At 38.5% G+C, this 19912-nt stretch carries 20 protein-coding genes; 4 read left to right on the forward strand and 16 right to left on the reverse strand.

The genetic code is table 11. The features are described from left to right. Positions 1-22: 22 nt before the first annotated feature. Both RBH95_RS13295 and RBH95_RS13300 read left to right on the forward strand, forming a co-directional pair. Positions 23-1831: a glycoside hydrolase family 2 protein gene (locus RBH95_RS13295; protein ID WP_307900062.1), complete on the forward strand. Its 1809-nt coding sequence runs from the start codon at positions 23-25 to the stop codon at positions 1829-1831. 150 nt (positions 1832-1981) lie between these two features. Continuing rightward, positions 1982-2848: a hypothetical protein gene (locus RBH95_RS13300; protein WP_307900063.1), complete on the forward strand. Its 867-nt coding sequence runs from the start codon at positions 1982-1984 to the stop codon at positions 2846-2848. Positions 2849-2968: 120 nt separating this feature from the next. On the opposite strand, the gene RBH95_RS13305 is transcribed toward RBH95_RS13300, so the two are convergent. The 16 genes from RBH95_RS13305 to RBH95_RS13380 form a co-directional block, all read right to left on the reverse strand. Then, the gene (locus RBH95_RS13305) at positions 2969-6067 is read right to left on the reverse strand and encodes a glycoside hydrolase family 2 TIM barrel-domain containing protein (protein ID WP_307900064.1); all 3099 of its coding nucleotides are present in this window, start codon (positions 6065-6067) and stop codon (positions 2969-2971) included. Between the two features lie 68 nt (positions 6068-6135). Next, positions 6136-7125: a glycoside hydrolase family 43 protein gene (locus RBH95_RS13310; protein ID WP_307900065.1), complete on the reverse strand. Its 990-nt coding sequence runs from the start codon at positions 7123-7125 to the stop codon at positions 6136-6138. A gap of 131 nt (positions 7126-7256) precedes the next feature. Then, positions 7257-8174 carry a DMT family transporter gene (locus RBH95_RS13315; protein ID WP_307900066.1) on the reverse strand — a complete coding sequence of 306 codons (918 nt, stop codon included), beginning with the start codon at positions 8172-8174 and terminating at the stop codon, positions 7257-7259. Positions 8175-8182: 8 nt separating this feature from the next. After that, the gene (locus tag RBH95_RS13320; RefSeq protein ID WP_307900067.1) at positions 8183-8560 is read right to left on the reverse strand and encodes a DUF2255 family protein; all 378 of its coding nucleotides are present in this window, start codon (positions 8558-8560) and stop codon (positions 8183-8185) included. 11 nt (positions 8561-8571) lie between these two features. Next, positions 8572-8799: a tautomerase family protein gene (locus RBH95_RS13325; protein ID WP_307900068.1), complete on the reverse strand. Its 228-nt coding sequence runs from the start codon at positions 8797-8799 to the stop codon at positions 8572-8574. A gap of 4 nt (positions 8800-8803) precedes the next feature. Beyond that, complete coding sequence (locus RBH95_RS13330) at positions 8804-9202, reverse strand: cupin domain-containing protein (RefSeq protein WP_307900069.1); 399 nt, start codon at positions 9200-9202, stop codon at positions 8804-8806. Between the two features lie 22 nt (positions 9203-9224). Continuing rightward, positions 9225-10439: an alcohol dehydrogenase catalytic domain-containing protein gene (locus RBH95_RS13335; protein ID WP_307900070.1), complete on the reverse strand. Its 1215-nt coding sequence runs from the start codon at positions 10437-10439 to the stop codon at positions 9225-9227. Positions 10440-10450: 11 nt separating this feature from the next. Next, positions 10451-10969, reverse strand: a complete 519-nt coding sequence (locus RBH95_RS13340) for a cupin domain-containing protein (protein WP_307900071.1) — start codon at positions 10967-10969, stop codon at positions 10451-10453. Between the two features lie 171 nt (positions 10970-11140). Continuing rightward, positions 11141-11602, reverse strand: a complete 462-nt coding sequence (locus RBH95_RS13345; RefSeq protein ID WP_307900072.1) for a cyclophilin-like fold protein — start codon at positions 11600-11602, stop codon at positions 11141-11143. Positions 11603-11678: 76 nt separating this feature from the next. Then, positions 11679-12722 carry an alpha/beta hydrolase gene (locus tag RBH95_RS13350; RefSeq protein WP_307900073.1) on the reverse strand — a complete coding sequence of 348 codons (1044 nt, stop codon included), beginning with the start codon at positions 12720-12722 and terminating at the stop codon, positions 11679-11681. A gap of 11 nt (positions 12723-12733) precedes the next feature. Then, positions 12734-13315, reverse strand: a complete 582-nt coding sequence (locus tag RBH95_RS13355) for a sugar O-acetyltransferase (protein ID WP_307900074.1) — start codon at positions 13313-13315, stop codon at positions 12734-12736. 84 nt (positions 13316-13399) lie between these two features. Next, positions 13400-14278, reverse strand: coding sequence for an AraC family transcriptional regulator (locus RBH95_RS13360; RefSeq protein ID WP_307900075.1), 879 nt, complete (start codon positions 14276-14278; stop codon positions 13400-13402). 41 nt (positions 14279-14319) lie between these two features. Further along, complete coding sequence (locus tag RBH95_RS13365; protein ID WP_307900076.1) at positions 14320-15423, reverse strand: MBL fold metallo-hydrolase; 1104 nt, start codon at positions 15421-15423, stop codon at positions 14320-14322. Positions 15424-15527: 104 nt separating this feature from the next. Further along, positions 15528-16076, reverse strand: a complete 549-nt coding sequence (locus RBH95_RS13370) for an NADPH-dependent FMN reductase (protein WP_307900077.1) — start codon at positions 16074-16076, stop codon at positions 15528-15530. A gap of 8 nt (positions 16077-16084) precedes the next feature. Then, positions 16085-16585 (reverse strand): DUF2480 family protein, encoded by a 501-nt coding sequence (locus tag RBH95_RS13375; protein WP_307900078.1) that lies wholly within the window; start codon positions 16583-16585, stop codon positions 16085-16087. A 58-nt stretch (positions 16586-16643) separates the two neighbouring features. After that, positions 16644-17267 carry a superoxide dismutase gene (locus tag RBH95_RS13380; protein WP_307900079.1) on the reverse strand — a complete coding sequence of 208 codons (624 nt, stop codon included), beginning with the start codon at positions 17265-17267 and terminating at the stop codon, positions 16644-16646. A 160-nt stretch (positions 17268-17427) separates the two neighbouring features. Between RBH95_RS13380 and RBH95_RS13385 the strand changes: the two genes are divergently transcribed. Together RBH95_RS13385 and RBH95_RS13390 are read left to right on the forward strand one after the other, a co-directional pair. Next, entirely contained in the window at positions 17428-18054 is a 627-nt protein-coding gene (locus RBH95_RS13385) for a metalloregulator ArsR/SmtB family transcription factor (protein ID WP_307900080.1), read from the forward strand. Between the two features lie 175 nt (positions 18055-18229). Then, positions 18230-19834, forward strand: coding sequence for a glycoside hydrolase family 43 protein (locus RBH95_RS13390; protein WP_307900081.1), 1605 nt, complete (start codon positions 18230-18232; stop codon positions 19832-19834). The last annotated feature ends 78 nt before the right edge of the window (positions 19835-19912 follow it).

Consider the following 19912-nt stretch of genomic DNA (forward strand, 5'->3'; position numbering starts at 1 on the left):
GTACCAATTACAATAAATTTCAATGTCACAAAAAAAATTACAACTTGCCCTGACCTGTTTCCTTTGTTTATGGACACTTTCACAACAGGCTCAAAACACCTTTATTTCGAATACAGAAAACCGAACCTATACAGACCTCAACGGAAAATGGAACTACATCCTAGACCCCTACGAAACTGGCGGCATGGGAGGCCGAGCCATTTCCGACAACTACGAACCTACCGACAAAACAGGCCGTGTAGAGTATGGCTTTACTGAAGGTAGAACATTATATGTACCCGGAGGCTGGAACACCCAAAAACCCGAATTGGAGTATTTTGAAGCGGCCATTTGGTACAGAAAAACCTTTGACAAACCTGACCTTACTTCCAACAAACGCTATTTTGTATATATAGGAGCGGCCAACCAAACGGCCACCGTAACCTTCAATGGCAAAACATTAGGAAAACATGAAGGTGGTTACACCCCATTCAATTTTGAAGTTACCGATTTGATGAAAGAAAAGGACAACTTCCTAATCATTGGCGTGAACAACAAACGAGATGCTGACGACATTCCTGCCAAAGTACACGATTGGTTCAACCACGGAGGAATTACTAGAGGTGTTAAACTTATTGAAGTACCCAATACGTTTATCAACAACTATTTTCTATCGTTGGATCGAAGCTCCCTTAATCAAAAAACGAAGCACATCAATGGAAAACTGGAACTTGCCGGAACCGCTTTACCAAAAAAGGCCCGCATTCTTATTCCTGAATTAAAAATAGACCAAGAAATTGATGTGAACCCGGAAGGCGCAACCAACTTTCAAGTGAATGTTAAAAACTTGGAACTATGGTCGCCAGAGACTCCTAAATTATACAACATCACCATTAAAGCTGGTGAAGACAGCATCAATGACGAGATAGGTTTTAGAACCATTGAAACCAGAGGCAAAGAAATCCTGCTTAACGGAAAACCTGTGTTTTTAAAAGGCATTTGTTTACACGATGAAAACCCACTTAGAAAGGATCGTGCCAACTCCATTGAAGATGCCGAATTAGTTTTGGGATGGGCACAGGAACTTGGTTGTAATTTCATACGATTGGCACATTACCCACATCAAGAGAAATTAGTGAGACTGGCCGATAAATTAGGTATTTTACTTTGGGAAGAATTGCCTTTATACTGGGGTATTCAATGGGAAAACCCCGAAGTGCTCAAAAAAGCCAAGGCTCAATATACCGAAATGATTAACCGTGATTACAACCGCGCGAGTTCTATCATTTGGTCCATTGCCAACGAAACAGCTCCGATCCCTTCAAGAAATGAATTCCTATCTGAAATGGCCGATTACATTAGAGGCATTGACCAAACCAGATTGATTTCGGCAGCCATTAAAAAGGACCAAGAATTGGATGGTCACCCTGATAGCGTTTACACATACAACGATCCCCTTATTGAAAAGTTAGACATCCTAAGCATCAACGAATATTTGGGATGGTACGGGGGATTGCCAGAGGCTTGCAGAACCAAATCCTTTACCTCTGGATTTGAAAAACCCATCATTATTAGTGAATTTGGCGGCGGCGCACTACAGGGACTGCATGGTGATAAACGTACCCGCTGGAGTGAAGAATTCCAAGAAGACCTGTACAAAGAAAGCATTGCCATGTTTGACAAAATTGATGGTATGGTTGGAATGACGCCATGGATTTTAGTGGACTACATGTCGCCTTTACGTCAGTTACCGGGCATTCAGGATGGTTGGAACCGCAAAGGTTTAATTTCTGAAAAGGGGATCAAAAAGAAAGCATTTTTTGTCCTTAAGGACTATTATTCAAAAAAATAAAACATCTTGAAAAAGTCATTTCCAATAAGATTTATTGACCATTGGAAATGACTGAAATTAAATGAATTTTAACGACTATATGACTTGTCAATCCGATTAATTGTTTGAAGTTTGCAAAAATTAAAAACCTATAAAATAACGTATTAAGACATGCTTAGAACCATACTATTCATTTCCATATACAGTTTATCATTTGTTTCATTTGCAAACAACACTGACTCATTAAAAAGCACGATTGAGACTCCTTTATACAAGCCATTAATTGAGCGCTATATTCTCGATGAAATAAAAAGTTTAAGACAAGACAATCAGCGATTAAAAGGAGAGTTAGCAAAACAAATCTCTGAAGCGAAATTAGACTCTTCAGACAGAGCCATTCAGTACACAACAAGCACCGTTAACAACATTTTTTATATCATCACGGCAGCAGCTTCCCTGCTTGTTCTTTTAGGGTGGCGTTCCTTAAACGATATCAAAAAGAGTATCAAAATTGATACTGCCAAAAAGATACAAACGCTAACAGGCGATTACGAAAAGAGGCTTCAACAGATTGAAAACAAAATGGTAGAACGCTCTAAAATTATCATTAATACACAACAAGAAATCACGAATACAAACTCCATACATTCTTTATGGATGCGTGCAGGTCTTGAAAAAAGTGAAGAGGACAAGATTTCAATTTATGATGAAATTTTGGAAATCAAACCGAATGACATAGAAGCCATGACCTACAAAGCGGACGCCTTGTTGGAAATTGGCGAAGTACGCTGGGCCTTGAACCTTTCGAATATTGCGATTGAACATGACGATGAATATTCTCTTGCATATTGGCAGCGAGCTTGTGCATATGCTCAATTAGATAGACAGTCTGAAGCTATTAAAGACATACAAAAAGCGATTTCATTATCTGACACCCTCAACGAAGAAATTCTTAATGAAAAACATTTTGACCAACTTCGAAACAACAAGCAATTTCAGTCATTCATCAATACACAAGTAAAAGAAGCTGTCGCTTAAAAAATCTATTTAAAACAAAAAGAGCTCTTATTACAGAGCTCTTTTTGTTTATATGCAGCTAATTTCTACAAAGAAGTAAAACCCCCCCCCTATATTAATTACTACAAGACTAAACTACAACTAAAGTAGGGACATGATGTAGCTATAAGTATACGATTGATCCAGCAATCTATAGGCATCATGTGGCAAAGCTCCCCAACTATTATCCCCACCAACACCTCGTTGCTTATAGTCTACATGCAAATACACCTTATCCTCAAAATGCACATCGGTGGTATGGCGTTGGTCCTTTGTTTTCCCGGGATCTAAAGATTCCGTCGACACGGGAAGAGCACTAAACCCAAGTGTTTGCAAACCTGTAATTTTCAAGCCTTGCCCAGAGGCATTGGAAAGCTTTAACCAACGAACCTCTGTTTTATATCCATTTTCTTGTGGACGTATGTATTCCCAAACAAATTGATCCTGTACTTTACTCTGGTATTTTCCCAAAAAAGCTGCAGTATTTCTATCGGAATAATTTTCCCAAGGCCCTCGCCCATAATATTCCAAGTTTGAAAACTCCCCTGCCAATTGCAAACGCATTCCAAACCTAGGCAGTTCAGCCAATTCTTTTCCTTGCATATTCATAGCCGCCGTTACCTTAATGTCTCCATTGTTCAAAATAAGATAGGTAACCTCATATGGAATCTCCACTTCCTTCAACTTAAAGGCGACTACAATAGGTAACCCTTCATCTGTCAAATTGCCAACCTTTACAGCAGTTACTTGAGGGTCTTGCTGTGCGGTTTTCCAAACCTTGGAATGCTCGTGCATCCAGTTTCCAAAATCATTATCGGTTGGTGCTCTCCAAAAATAAGGCTCGGGGAATACCTCCATTACCTCTTCATTTCCGTTAATATGATAAGACAGCAATTGTCCCTTTTTAAGATCAAAACTTCCCTGCACCTGCCCAGATTCAAAGGTCAATACTTCGTCTGTCTTTTTAAAAGTTAGCAATTGCCCCTTTGGCTCTTCATCCAGAACATGGGTATAGAAGTCACTTGTTCCCACCTTAAACTGCTCTCTTGCCAATTCGTGATTTGCTGACACCAACGGAGAAGCTTTTGCCGTTAAAGCGAAAACATTCAAAAAATACTCAGCTCCCGCCTCCATAACAGGAAGTTTAAGAACCTTGGAGCTTGTACTTTGCGGTGCGCCATCAACCTGAAAAGTGTCACTAGCCACTTTTTCTCCATTCTTCAATAGTTCCCACTGAAAAGTAAACGCTTTTAAATTGGTATAGAAAAAATCGTTATGGATTTTCAAAGTCCCATCCTCAAACCTGAAGTTAATGGGCTGGTATATCTTTTTCACCTCATAAATGCCGGGATGCACTTTTCTATCGGCCGTAACCAAACCATTGGCACAAAAGTTTTCGTCATGCTGAAGGTTTTCTCCTCCCAAATCTCCTCCGTAAGCCCAATAAGATTCGCCATGTTCTTCTGCCAGCAAACCTTGATCTACCCAATCCCAAATAAAACCTCCCTGCATATGCGGACTGCTATTGATAACATCAAAATACTCTTTAAAATTACCATTGCTATTACCCATAGCATGACTGTACTCGCACATGATAAAAGGACGGGTCTTGGTTTTGGATTCCGCATAGGATTTCATATACTCCAAACTAGGGTACATTGGGCACACAATATCGGTATCCCCTTCTTCTCCAGCCTGCTCAAACTGCACCAATCGTGAAGTATCAAATCCCTTTAGCCACTCATATCCTTCAAAAAACACAGGACCGTTTCCGCATTCATTCCCCATGGACCAAACAATGATACTGGTGTAGTTTTTATCGCGTTCGGCCATACGTTTTATACGGTCCAAATGTGCTGGCGCCCATTCTTTTCTATAAGCAGGATGCGCAATGGTATCAAACCCTCCCTGCCAAGTTGCTCCCATTCCATGGGTTTCAATATTTGCTTCGTCCACCACATACATACCATACTCATCACACAATTCATAAATTTTGGTAGCGTGTGGATAATGACTCATTCTAATAGCGTTAATGTTATGCTGCTTCATCAATTCCAAATCCTTCCTCATAGTGGCTTCATCTGGAACGTGCCCCTTAGTACCGTGATGCTCATGAAGATTAACACCTCTTACCATAATGGCATTACCGTTAACCAATAACTGCGCATTTTTAAGTTCAACGCTTCGAAACCCTGTATTGCCAGAAATACTATACTCCTGATCCTTTCCGTAATTCCAAGTTATTTCATATTTATACAGGTTAGGAGTTTCATCACTCCAAACCAAGACGTCCTTTACAGAAGCACTAAAAACAGCCTTAGGATCCTTAGCCGACACCTTTTTACTATTTTGAAAAACAGTATGGCCTTCCGCATCAAAAAGTGAAAAAGCCACCTCAGCTTTTTTATGTTTTATCCCCTTAAAAGCTTTAAAATCGATTGAAGCCTCCAGTTGACCATTTGTATAAGTAGCATCCAAACCACCTTTTACCTCATAATCCCAAACACTCAATTTAGGCAGGGCCTGCAAATAAACATCCTGCTCTATACCACTTAAACGCCAAAAATCCTGATCTTCCAAGTAACTTCCATCATGCCAACGGAACACTTGAACCGCCAAAATATTCTCACCTTTTATCAAATAGTCGGTTACATTAAACTCGGCTGGTGTTTTAGAAGCTTTGGTCATCCCCACTTCCTGTCCGTTTACAAAAACTCTTGCATAACCGGAAATGGAAGCAAAATGCAAAATGACTTCTTTGTCCTGCCAGGCTTCTGGCACTTGAAATGTTCTGCGATAACTTCCAACGGGATTATAGCTGTCATCTATATAAGGTGGATTTTTAGGAAAGGGGTAGGTAACATTGGTATAAATAGGAATATCGAATCCTTGCAATTCCCAGTTTGATGGCACTTCAATATCATCCCAACTGGAATCATTGAGATTGACATCATAAAAATCCTGAGGCCTCTGATTAGGAGTTTTAACAATATGGAATTTCCAAGTACCATTTAAATCCTTAATCAAAGTATTGGATTCCTGCGAATCTGAAACTACAAAATACGCTCTTCCCTCCTCTTTGTTTCTATCTAAAACAGTGGGATTCTCCCATTCATTCACCCCTTTAGCAACCTGTGCTACAATGCTATTGCCCATTAAAACAACAGCCACTACCAAAGTGATTCGTTTAAAAATACTCATGCCTTTATTTTAGTTATATCAAAAAAATGCAACCTCTTCCTTTTTGTTGAGATTGCCCGATGTTTTCATTATTTTGTTGATCTCCCCCATTCATTGATCAAGCGATCGTATTCCTTTTTGGTAATGGGCATCACCGTACCATGCCTAGGGTGAAAATCCATTTCGATAGCCGCATCAATCACCTCAAAATGCTCCAAATCATTGCTCTTAGTAAATTGATAGCGTCCAGAATTATAGACATCATACATCAATATCCATTCTTCGGCATCATTCAATTTAAATACTCCCGAACCTTCTACTCGATCAGTTTCGCGATCTACGCGCTCCATATGTGGATAGGCATACCCTTCTGTCAACTTATTAGATACAGCCAATTTAATACCAGGCTCTCCACTTTCGGATTTATGGAACAAATAAAACTTACCATCCTTCTCTACAATATCCCCATCGATGCAGGCATTTCCATCTGGATTAAACAACAATTGTTTTGGAGCGGCTTCTAGAGCTGAGAAGTCATTGTTGGCATAGGCATAATAAATTATATCAGGATGGTCCCCTGCCGCTTTCATCGAAAAGTACACCATATATTTTCCTTTGGAAGCATCGTAGATTGTCTGCGGAGCCCATACACGATCCACAGTACCATATTCATGTGGATAGGCCTTAGGAATATTGACAACCGAAGATTCCCAATGAATCAAATCGGTGGACTTCATCAATATTAAAGCATAATTATTCCATCCCATTGCCGGCACATACAAATCGGTTAAAACCATGTAAAAAGTCTCTCCGTCCACTCCTCTTAATATGTGCGGATCCCTAACACCTCCCGAAGAACTGATTTTTTTTGAATCCAAAATAGGGAGATGGCCATTTAAAGCTTTGTATTTATACCCATCCAAACTTACCGCATAATGCACCGCTTCTTCTCCAGGGCCATTACCTGTAAAATAAGCAAACAAATAAGCTTCCATTGACTCTTGCTGTTTGGCACATGAAAACACACATAAAAGCAATAAGACAACCTTGAAAGATGATATCTTTACATACTTCAACATAGGATATTTTTAAGATCTTTAAGAACCGAATAGGTTGGTTGGATTATCCAATAAATGGAGACGTAAAGATACCACATTCATAACAAGACCCCGAACAAGTTCGAGGTCTTTTTTTTCAATCAACGCGCTTTTCAACACTCTTGAAAACGCTCTTTGGGTTTGTGTCTTTTTTGCACTACCATACTCACCCCTATAACAACCAAAATAACAGCTATAGGCTTATCCCAAGTAAAATGATCTTGCCCCACCAGCATAGCTACTATAGAAGCAATAATAGGCTGAAGATTCATAAAAATACTCACCGTACTTGCCTCAAGTCGCTTTAAAGCATAGGGCATTAAAAAGAAAGCTAAGGTCGTTGAAAACAAAAGCGCAAATACCAAAAAAGCATAAGCCGTAACGGTAGCGTTACCAGAATAGATATACTGGTTACCCAATTCTGAAAAGCTAAAAGGAAATGCCACTAAAGCAGATACCAAAAACATCCACTTGGCAATAGTTACTGGTCGATACTTCATGGACACCTTTCTCGTCAAGACCAAATAACCTGCATAACACAGCACACAGAGCAATGAGAAAAGAATGCCCAAAAACTGATTCCCGGACATCTCACTCCCCGAATCACTTAACACAATAATGAGAATAGCCCCAGAAATACTGACAAGGATGCCTACGATCTTTTTTAAGGACACCGCCTCCTTTAAAAATACAGTAGACAGTATTAAAACCACTACAGGTGTCAAGGCCATTAATAAGGAAAATATTACTGGCGAAGTATACTGCAATGCTTGAGAAAACAAAAACTGAGTCCCAATAAACCCCATAAGACCTCCTATAAAAATAACAGAAAAGTCTCTTTTTTCAACCTGCTCCTTTTTTAAGAACAACGAAATGAGCCAAAATATCAAGACCCCAAAAAACATTCTGGTAACCGTGTAGCCCATAGGTGTCATCCAAGTTTCCATTAAGGCTTTGGTTACGGGAATGTTTAGTCCAAAAATAGTATTGGCCGTTAAAACGGCCAATACTCCTTGTTGCTTATCTTTCATTTAAAATTTTAGTAGACTTTAACTGTGGCCTCCTTAGCGCGTTCACTAATCATAGCCCCCAAATACGGGCTCCCTGAGTATTTTAATTTATAAGCCTCATCAATTTGCGCATTTAATGCTCCGGAAACAGGTTCAAAATGCACTGCTCTTTCACGGCCTGCAGCTTCAATTTTTCCTGCTTTTTGTTTTAACGCGGCGCCATACCATTTAGATCGCTTACCATTATAGGCGCGCACATACAACTCCCCATTCACCTCAACTACCCAAATCCAGGTCAAGGTACCATAGGTTTTACCATCTTCTCGAAATGGCGCAATATAAAAATCATCTCGTCTGGCTATTTCTTTAATATCTTCTTTTGTTAATAGCTCTATAACTTCATTCATATGTCTTGCTTTTACATGCTATATCCAGGCGTTTTATAAAGAATGCTTTCATCTCCCATAATATCCTGCGGATACACTTTATCTTCCCACGATTGCAGTGAAAAATCCTCAATGCTAACAGAATATGATTCTTCACCAAAACCAATAACCTTCTGAGCGGCTTCTATAAGCGCTTTTGTCAATTCCTGTTTTTGCGCTTCGGTTTTTCCCTCCAACAACTTCACCTGAATATGTGGCATACTATTATTTTGAATATTGTTCGTCTGATACTTTTTCCATCCAGGTTACCACTTCTCCATTCACTTCTTCCTGAATCGCAATATGGCTCATGGCTTTGGTTGCCGATGCGCCATGCCAGTGCTTTTCATTAGGCTCAAAATACACGATGTCTCCTGGACGAATTTCTTCTATTGGTCCACCTTCTTTTTGAATCCAACCTAAACCTGATTGTACAATCAAGGTTTGCCCGGCAGGATGTGTATGCCAAGCCGTTCTTGCGCCAGGCGCAAAGGTTACAAGCGCTGCAGCACCTTTAGTGACGTTTTCAATATTTTGATATAATGGATCTACAATCACATCGCCCGTAAACCATTCTTCTGGTCCTTTCATTGAAGGAATTGTTCCGTTTTTATATATTTTCATTTGATTTTTATTTTATTTTCTATTAAAATGTAGCCGCATCAATCACATAACGGTAGCGTGCTTTTTTGTTATACACATCGTCCCATGCTTGATTGATTTGATTTGCCTTTATAATTTTTATTTCTGGTTTTATACCGTTATCGGCACAGAAATGAACGACTTCCTGAGTTTCTGGAATTCCTCCAATTAGTGAGCTATTGTAGTTCACTCTATTAAACATCATATTGAAGTTATTGACCGTGTATTGCCCTCCTATTGGAACCCCTACCTGAGTAAAAAATCCGTTAGGCTTCACACAATCCATATAAGACGACATTTCGTAAGCATAAGGAATGGTAGATATCATATAATCCATCTTTCCTCTCCAAGATTGTAACTTGTCTAAGGAGTCTACCACAATCGCTTCTTTGGCTCCCCAAGATTTTATATCCGAAACTTTATCTGCCGACGTGGTAAAAGCATACACTTCGGCACCTTTAGCCACAGCAAGTTTTACAGCCATGTGCCCTAAACCACCAATACCGGCAACGCCTACTTTATCTCCTATTTTGAAATTCGCTTTCATTAAAGGGGAATACGTTGTAATACCAGCACACAATAATGGGGCAGCTTCTTCAAAACTGATGTGTTCTGGAATATGAACTGCAAAATGGTCTCTTACCACGATTTTATCGGAGTAGCCTCCCTGGGAGATTCCCGTAGGTTCGGCATCCGTAGGATATCCGTAAGTGAATAAGGTTTGTCCGTTTTCGCAATAATGTTCTTCACCGTGCGTACAGTTGTCACATTCCATACAGCTGTCCACCATACAACCCACACCAGCACGATCTCCAACTTTAAACTTGGTAACATTTTTACCAACAGCAGCAACAATACCAACAATTTCGTGACCAGGCACCTGCGGATATTTTTGTGGCCCCCAATGCCCTTTCATCTGGTGAATATCAGAATGGCAAATACTCGCGAATTTAATATCAATTAAAACGTCATCGTCTCCAACCGGTCGACGCTCAAATTCCCATGGGCTTAGCTTTCCCGATTCATCCAAGGCCGCATAACTCTTTGTTTTCAAATTTTTACTCATGTCTATAGTATTATTAGTTTGTTCTTCTGTATCGGCATTAGCCAAGAAAGGCATAGATCCCATCAATACAGCACCAGCCCCCATAGCCGTAGACTGCTTAAGAAAGTTTCTTCTGGAATGTAATCCGCCTTGTGGTTTATTGTGTTTTTCCATAGTTCATGAATTTACAGGTTAGTGTATTGTTCATCTGTTACGGCTTCCATCCAATTTACAATACCTTTTTCGGTATTAGGTACGATATACATTTGCTGCAACCCTTGGTTAGGACTTGCTCCGTGCCAATGCCTTTTGTTTGGAGGACACTTAACCACATCTCCTTTTTTCATAATTTGAATAGGTTCTCCCTCCAGTTGATGATAGCCCTCACCATCCGTAATAATCAATATTTGTCCTCCTGGGTGGGTATGCCAATTACTACGGGCCCCGGGCTCGAAATAGACATTCCCAACCAAGGTTGTATAGGTGGAATCCATAGCCACCAAACCTGTGTTATAAGCATTTCCCGTAAAAAACTTGTCAGAGCCCTTTTCCCCTTTTGGGAAAATAAAATTGGTAGCGCTCTCTTGCTGAACAGCTTCTTTCTGTTCTTCAACTACAGCTGTCTCTGTTTTCTGCTTGCAACTTTGAAATAATCCTAATGTGGAAATTATTAATACTAAAATGGTACGACTTAAATATTTCATTTATACTAACTATTTAAATATTTCCTGTTTCGCCTTTCTTACACTTCATTTTAATAACTAAAAATCAACATGTTAACCCTAAAAAAAAGTCTCACTAATTTACAATTTTAATCCCTTATTTTTTTAAACTATTCAATCTAATCCTTATAAAATTCAAACAATTACTCTTCTCTAATCTTGAACTAATTCAAAAGTTACAGGGACTTCACCAACCTCTTTAAGTTTCTCGATACCATTGTTATCAATCTTCCCCAAACTTATTAATCCATTTGCATGGCCAAAATCCTTATAGAATATCGCCACATCTCCCCAAGGGGCATAATATGTAATATCTCCTTTTGATGGTTTGTAACCGCTATGAGCACCTTCTGACTTCAACTTTCTTTCCGGATAGAAGATCTTCTCATTACTTGCATAATCCTCTAATTCTGTCGTTATAGGCAACAAAGAAATAAAGTCTCTTGTTGTTGCATTATCATAAAGAACTGCTGAAAGCTCTGTATCTTCAAAAGTGATTTTTAGTTTCATATTTTCCATAATGTTTTGTTGTTTAACTTCCGTATTATTTACTTCCCAATTTACAGAGAAGAAACCTATAAATCCGCATAATGAAAGTAGTAACAAGGTTTTCATTTTTATCAGAAAATTAAATTAGAAAAACTTCTAAAGAAAAAATATGACCCTGTAAAAGGGCCATATTTTAAATTCATTATTTAAGATTCTCAGTAAAGAATGTTTCTAATTTATCGAATGGAATCACATCCAATTGATCGTATAAATCGGTATGCACTTTACCAGGAATAATTATTAATTCTTTAGGCTCGTTTGCTTCTTTGTAAGCGTCTTCACTAAAATAGCGTGAGTGTGCATTTTCGCCTGCTATAATTAAGATTGGTCTTGGAGAAATCTCTTTAATGTATGTTAAAATTGGCATATTCATTAGAGATAATGGCGTTGTTACTGTCCAAGAGCTGTTTGAATTGATTGATCTTGGGTGGAACCCTCGTTCTGTTTTATAGTAGTTAAAATATCCTTGCACGAACTCAGGTTCCCCTCCTTCTAATTTTTCTGGTAATCCTAATCCTGATAATGCCGATGTTCCGTTTTCAGCATCTACCCAACGCTGTGCACTTAGTTGCTCTAACATTTCTGTACGTTGTTCTGGTGTCATAGAATCGAAATACCCTTGTGCGGTTACTCTCGACATATCGTACATACTAGTTGTAGCTACGGCTTTTACACGTTTATCTACTGCTGTAGCATTAAGCGCAAATCCTCCGAATCCACAAATTCCAATAATCCCTACTTTTTCTCTATCTACGTTATCTTGCAATCCAAGAAAATCGATCGCTGCGCTAAAATCCTCTGTATTGATATCTGGTGAAGATACATGACGTGGCTCTCCTCCACTTTCTCCTGTGTAAGACGGATCAAAAGCTAACACCACAAATCCACGTTCTGCCATTTGATTCGCATATAAACCTGAAGCTTGTTCTTTTACTGCTCCATAAGGTCCGCTAATAGCTAGTGCCGCCAATTTTCCTTCTTTATTTTTAGGTGTATATAAATCACCTGCTAATGTAATTCCGTAACGATTTTTAAATGATACTTTTTCTCTATTTACGTTATCGCTTAGTTTAAACGTATAATGTTCTGCTGTTGTACTCATGTTTTTTAAATTTTTATTTGACTTTGCTTGACCAAATACCACTGTACCAAATAATAGTACAGCGAGTAATACTTTATGTTTCATTTAGTTTAGTATTAAATTGATTTCATAATTTTTGCTGGAACTCCAGCTACTACAGTACGATCGGGAACATCTTTAGAAACAACAGCTCCTGCTGCAACCACCGAATGCTTTCCTATAGTTACTCCTGGAAGAATAGTTGCGCCAGCTCCTATCCAAGCATGTTGTTTAATATGTATTGGTTTACCAATAAGCGCTTCTCTTAGCTCTGGTTCTATAGGATGGGTTTCTGATAATAAATTTACGCGAGGCCCAATCATCACATCATCTTCAATGGTTATACCACCCAAGTCTAACATTTGACAATTTTGATTTATAAAAACGTTCTTACCTAATTTTAGGTTTTTGCCATAATTAATACTGAATGGTGTGTAAATTGTAGTAGAAGCATCTACTTCTTGTTCTGTGATACGACTTAAATGTGTTCTGATATCCTCAAGTGATTTTGACGCATTCAAGTCTACCAACAAACCAATAGCACGTTCGGACTGCTCTGCAAGTTGATAAAAGTCGGGGGCGTTAAAAGGCACGACTTCTCCAGACAATATTCTATCAAAAATATTTGAGGTTTTTGTATGTTCCCTTTCTGCACTCATAATCTTTGCTTAAAAATTATAGTACAAAATTACACCCAAAGTCGGCCTAGGTGTTAACGAAAATCAAACCAAAAATTAAGAAATTCAAACAGCCTCCATTCTAAAGGTCTTTGGGTTGGTTCCTGTCTGCTTTTTAAAGAAGTTATTAAAGTATGTAGGATAATCGAATCCTAAGGCATAAGCAATCTCACTAATATTCCAATTGGTGTGATGCAATAAAGCTTTAGCCTCTTGGGCAATTCTTTCGGAAATATGTGCTGATGTAGGCTTACCCGTCACCTCTTTTACTGCTCTGTTTAAGGAATTAGAATGCACAGAAAGATTATCAGCAAAATGCTTGGCTGTTTTTAAACCTAAAGGTTTATCAGCACTTTCAACAGGAAACTGTCGTTCCAGCAATTCTAAAAACACGGTAGTTAAACGCTCGGAAGCATTCATGTGTTGTTCAAAATTCTCTGAAGGTTCCAACTTCAACGCTTCATGTATAATAAGGTGAATATAATTGCGAATTAAATCATCTTTGTGTGCATAGTCAGATGACTGTTCTTCAATCATTTTCTCGAAAATACGATTCAGAAATTCCCGTTGTTCTTTTGAAATCTTTAGGATGGGTGTTCCTCCAAATTTAAATAATGGGGATTGTAAAATACTTTCAGAACGATCGGATAATTTTAAAAATTCTTCTGAAAACAAACAGGTATACCCAACATAAGTTGTTGATAATGTTTCCCATGAATATGGCACATGTGGATTTCCGAAGAATAAAATGGTATCGTCGGCTTCGTAACTTTTATCGGAATAGTGAATAATGCTTTTCCCTGTTGTTAAACAGATTTTATAGAAATCTTTACGACTATACACCTTAGTAGCGTTGCCGTCTTTTTCAATTTGAAAAATGTTGAATCCTTTTAATTTAAGTTCATTATTGAACTCTGAAACCGATCTTTCTTTTAATTCTGCCATAATGCAAAGTTAAGAAATTCAAACTTCACTTTTACATTTCTCTATTTTAAGTTTTTCCACCAAGTTGAAAAGGTTTGTGTAGTATCCTTAAAATTTACAACTTCTCCTATTATTGGTGTAATCAAAGAAATTTCAGAAGCTCTATTATCTAAAGCTTCATCTAAAGGCTCATACCAAGGATGACTTGACAAAGCAAACTTGGAATTATGCACAGGAAAAACTTTTGAAGTGTTTAACTCTTCTGCAACTTGAAATAACTGTTTAGGTAATAAATGAATCTGGTTCCAATCTTCGCTATACTGCCCTTGTTCTATAATAGCTAAATCAAACGGACCATATACCTCTCCAATTTCTTTATAAAACGCATCGTAACCACTATCACCACCTATGTAGAAATTGTAATTTTCGGTTTTCAAAACATACGACGCCCACAGCGTTTTATTTCGACGTAGCCCTCGCCCTGAAAAGTGACGCGCAGGAGTTGCCGTAAGACTAGCATTGTTAAAAGTAGCTTCTTCAAACCAATCTAATTCTTTAATCTTAGCGATATCATACCCCCAATACTCCAAATGTTGTCCTACACCTAAAGCACAAACCACCTGATTAACTTTAGGCTTTAATTTAACCACAGTTTCATGATCTAGATGATCCCAATGGTCATGCGAAATAATTAAATAATCGATTTCAGGCAGGTCATCTACGTCATAACTATTTGCTCCTTGATAGGCTTTGTTCATAAAAGAGAATGGTCCTGCATAACCACAAAATACCGGATCGACTAAAAACGTTATGCCGTCCAATCTCATAAAATATGACGAATGACCAAACCATATCAATACATCTTCGTTTTCATTTAATGCCTTGATATTAGTTTCAACAGAAGGCAATATATCTTGAGGGTTTACATCTACTTTTTTAGAAAACATAAAATCCCACATCACCCGAAACGAACCTTTATCCGACGTCATCACATTGGTTTCACTTAAATTTTTAAAAGCTCCGTCTTGGTAGTTAGGTGATTTTTTAATGCGCTCTAAACGCTCTCCCTTTGGTGATTGACCAAATTTAGATTGATTAAGTATGATCATAGTTGCTAGAAAAAGTAATACAATTAAGCCCAATAAGACTTTAAAGATGCGCTTCATGCGGTATAAAATTAGAAATATATGCTCGAGTAAAAAACTTACTATTTCTATGACGATAGAGACAAGGAAAGATTACATAAATCTAAAATTAATTTATCTGCCACCTATATCTTATTAGACATTGGCTGCAACAACAAATTGATTAGCATATCCATACGCTTTTTGTATTGATCAGTTATGTTTCCTTCAACACCAAACAGCTCACTTCGCTGCATTGGAATACTCAATGGCGCAGTCCAAGCCCTTAAAGCTTTTGCCACCGAATCCATGGCATTTATTCCTTGCATGGCCTGTACCCCATCGGCCCAACACATTAGGCCAATCAGCTTCCCTGTAAGATAAGGCTTTGGCATATTGGCACTGTACTGCAACCAATCCAAGCAGTTCTTCATTACGCCTGTCATGCTGCCATGGTATAATGGTGTTAACCATATATGCACATCGGCGTCGCGAAAAATATGATTCATCAATTCTACCGACTTTGGGGGGTTTTGTAAGGAAACATCAAAAAGCGGAATCCCTGAATCCGCTATTTTAAACACGTTGGCCTCTACACCCTTTTCTTGAAGACACTCTTGTAAAAACCGTGTTAAGCGCTCGGATGTAGCATTCTCACTGCGTTCCAAAGCCCCATTAAATATCAATACTTTCATTTCAATTCTTATTTTTTAAAAATTACTTTAGGCAATCCAGCCTCACCATACATTAAGGTTTTTACCAGGGGCTTTAATTTACTGGTTATGGCAATGTACAGTTCCGATGGTACCTGCTGACTTTGCCTTACTACCACCTTTTGATTACTAAGATGTGTAAAATCTGTAGATAATATATTGCGCTTCCAAAGGTTAACATCCAATTGCTCTGAAGTCATAAAATCAATATCTGAAGCAACTTCATTCAACTTTTCAGCTACCATCATATAAGCCCACATGGGCACAATGGCCTCACTAGTGCAACCAATAGCTACCGGCTCACCTCTATAGATGTCCCAATTCACTTCAGATAAAAATGCTTTGAACTCCTTTTCTTTTAAAAGCAGTTCCATATACAAGCCCTCCTTAATATCGAAAAACAAACTGTTCTCTAGAGGTCTATAAGCCTCTAAGTCTACAGTAACAATACCATTGTCCTGGACTTTATTAATAAATACTTCTTCTAACATAATAAAAAAGGGCAAGGCAACTAATAAGCACCTTGCCCGCAGCAATAGATTTCAGACATTACAAAGTTGCTGTAAGTACTTCTTCATATTTTTTCTCAACAGCAGCCCAATCCAATACAGACCAAAATGCCTCTAAGTAATCAGCTCTCTTATTTTGGTATTTTAAATAGTAGGCATGCTCCCAAACATCAACTCCCAAAATTGGAAACCCTTGATCCGTTGCATTAGTATCCATTAATGGATTATCTTGATTAGCGGTACCCGAAACAGCAAGTTTACCATTATGCTTCACGTACAACCAAGCCCATCCTGAACCAAATTGTTTCAATCCAGCTTGACTTAATTGTGCTTTCAATCCGTCCAAACTTCCAAAAGTTGTAATGATTTCTTCAGCCAATTTACCCTCAGGCGCCGTTTTTGGAGATGGTGAAAGGATACTCCAAAATAATGAGTGGTTATAGTGCCCACCTCCATTATTTCTAACTGCCGTACTGTACTTGCTCACATTACGCAAAAGGCCCTCTAAAGTTTCACCTTCCAAACCACCATCGGCTACAGCCTGATTAAGATTGTTAACATAACCTTGGTGGTGACGTTGGTGGTGAATAGTCATTGTTTCTTTATCAAAATAGCTATCCAATGCATCATAAGCATAAGGTAACTCTGGCAATACAAAACTCATAGTTCTAATTTTTAAGATTAATAATGGTACAAAAGTAAATAAGACATAATAATAAAACAAGTTACCACTTGTTTTATTATTGTTAAATATATCTAAACGACCTATTTAATTATTATTTAATATCTTTGCAAGACAAATAAAACAATGATTTTATTGTAAAATGAAGAAAGCAGCAGACAAAATACTGATGATCCTAAAAATGCAAGGTGAAGTATCTTTACATTCCCTTGCCTCAGAATTAGGCATAACCAAGGAAGGTGCTCGTTTACATTTGTTAAAACTAATTGAAAAAAAATTGGTTATAACTACCTCTAAAAAAGAAGGGGTTGGTAGGCCTGTCACCTACTATTCATTAAGCAAACAAAGTGCTTCTGAATTTCCGGATTCCCACGCTCAGGTTACCGTAGAACTGTTACAGTCTGTAAAAAACTTACTTGGTGCTAACGCACTGGATTTACTTATCAACGATAGAGAATCCAAAATATACCAAATTTACAAGGATGCTTTGGCAAACAGCACAACCATAGAAAACCGTTTAGAGAAATTAAGTGCAATACGTTCCAAAGAAGGTTATTTAGCCGAATGGAAAAAAGAAGGCGGCGACTACTTTTTAATTGAGAACCATTGTCCTATTTGTGCCGCAGCAACCGAGTGCCAGGGGTTCTGCAGGAGTGAATTAAACAATTTTAGACAAATTTTAGGCGATGAATTTATTGTGGAACGCATGGAACATATTGTTTCCGGAGGACAACGATGCACCTACAGAATAAGCTCAAAAAATCAATAATTCAAACCCTTACAATAATAAAGGCAACAGCAAAATTCCCTCCTAAAAACCTCATAAAACCTTCTTATTCCTTTCTTAATTTCTTAAATTTATCTTTCAAATCCAGGTGCTGATACCATTGTGTTTCCAAGGTCATTATTGCATCAAAAAATATCAAGAAAACCAGATAATTTATATGTTTAAATTACACCAAATCAAACTAACCATTATTGGTATAATGATTAGTTGCTCCCTCTTCGGACAAACCGCTCCAAGTACATTTGAAAACCCTATTCTTCCCGGGTACCATCCGGATCCGTCCATTTGTCGAGTTGGCGATGATTATTACTTAGTAAACTCAACCTTTGTATGGTTTCCCGGCTTGCCTATTTATCACAGCAAGGACCTTGTTAACTGGGAACTTATTGGACATGCCATTGACCGCCCGGACCAAATGAAATTTGACGATTTACCGGATATGCTAGGACTATTTGCCCCAACTATTCGCTATCACGACGGGACATTTTACATCATTAACACTTGTGTTGGCTGCGGTATGAACTTCTATGTAACCGCCTCCAATCCTGCGGGTCCTTGGTCCGATCCTAATTGGCTTCCTGAAGCTGATGGCATTGACCCTTCAATAATGTGGGACGATGATGGCACGTGTTACTATACAGGCGTTGTTGGAACAGAACAACCCGAATGGAAGGACCAAGGCGTCATTTACAATCAGGTTTTGGATTTGGAACAAAAGAAGTTGGTAGGCGAACGCCATAACGCCACCTATGGACACGCTAACAACGCTTCCTATTCCGAAGGACCTCATCTTTACAAAATAAACGGCAAATACCTCCTAATGATCTCTGAAGGAGGTACAGGAATTTACCATGCGCTCACCGTCCACCACAGCGACTCTCCTTTTGGCCCTTATACCACAGATTATATCAACCCTGTGTTGAGCCATCGCCACTTGGGACAGGATTACCCTGTGCATGCTATTGGTCATGGCGATTTGGTGCAGACCCAAAACGGCGAATGGTGGTGTGTGATGCTAGGCAAACGCCGTCTTGAACGTTTAACCACACTGGCCAGAGAAACCTTTTTGGCCAAAGTGGAGTTTGATGAGCAAACTCCAGTATTTAATCCAGGTGAAGGCAAAGTACTCATGACACAAACCCGCCCTAATTTACCATGGACGCCTTTTGAAAAGAAACCAGCAAAGGACGAGTTCGAAGGCGATAAATTGGATTTAAAATGGTGCACTATCCGCACGCCCAAGAAGCCCTTTTACACTGTAGAGAAAGGCGCGGTCAACTTAAATTTACGCAAGGAAGTTATGGACAGCCTTGTAAATTCTTCCATTTTGGTACAGCGCATTGAACACTATAAGTTTGAAGCCTCAACCAAGATGACGTTTAAAACCTCCAAAGACAATGAGCAGGCCGGTCTAACAGTTTACAGAACAAACGAAAATCATTTCAACCTTCTAAAAGACAAAAATTCTTTGGTACTAATTAAGTCTTTTAAAGGAGAACAAACAGAAATAGCCCGCATCCCTTACAAAAATAAAGAGGTATACTTTCACGTAGAAGGCAACGATTTGAACATTCAATTTAGTTACGGAGAGAGTATGGAATCCCTCAAACCTATTGGAGAAACCCAAAACTTGATTGTAATTGCAGACCTTCAAGGGAACGCCATGTTCAATGGCCCAGGTATTGGTATGTATGCCACAAGCAATGGCAAAGCCTCCAAAAATAAAGCCATTTACGAGTGGTTTTATTATGAAGGACAATAAATCATACCCATCAACAAGCCAATAAATAAACATTTAAAAAAGAGGTTCCTTATAGTGAACCTCTTTTTTTATTACATT

It is taken from the genome of Mangrovimonas sp. YM274 (genome assembly GCF_030908385.1).
GTDB lineage: Bacteria > Bacteroidota > Bacteroidia > Flavobacteriales > Flavobacteriaceae > Mangrovimonas_A.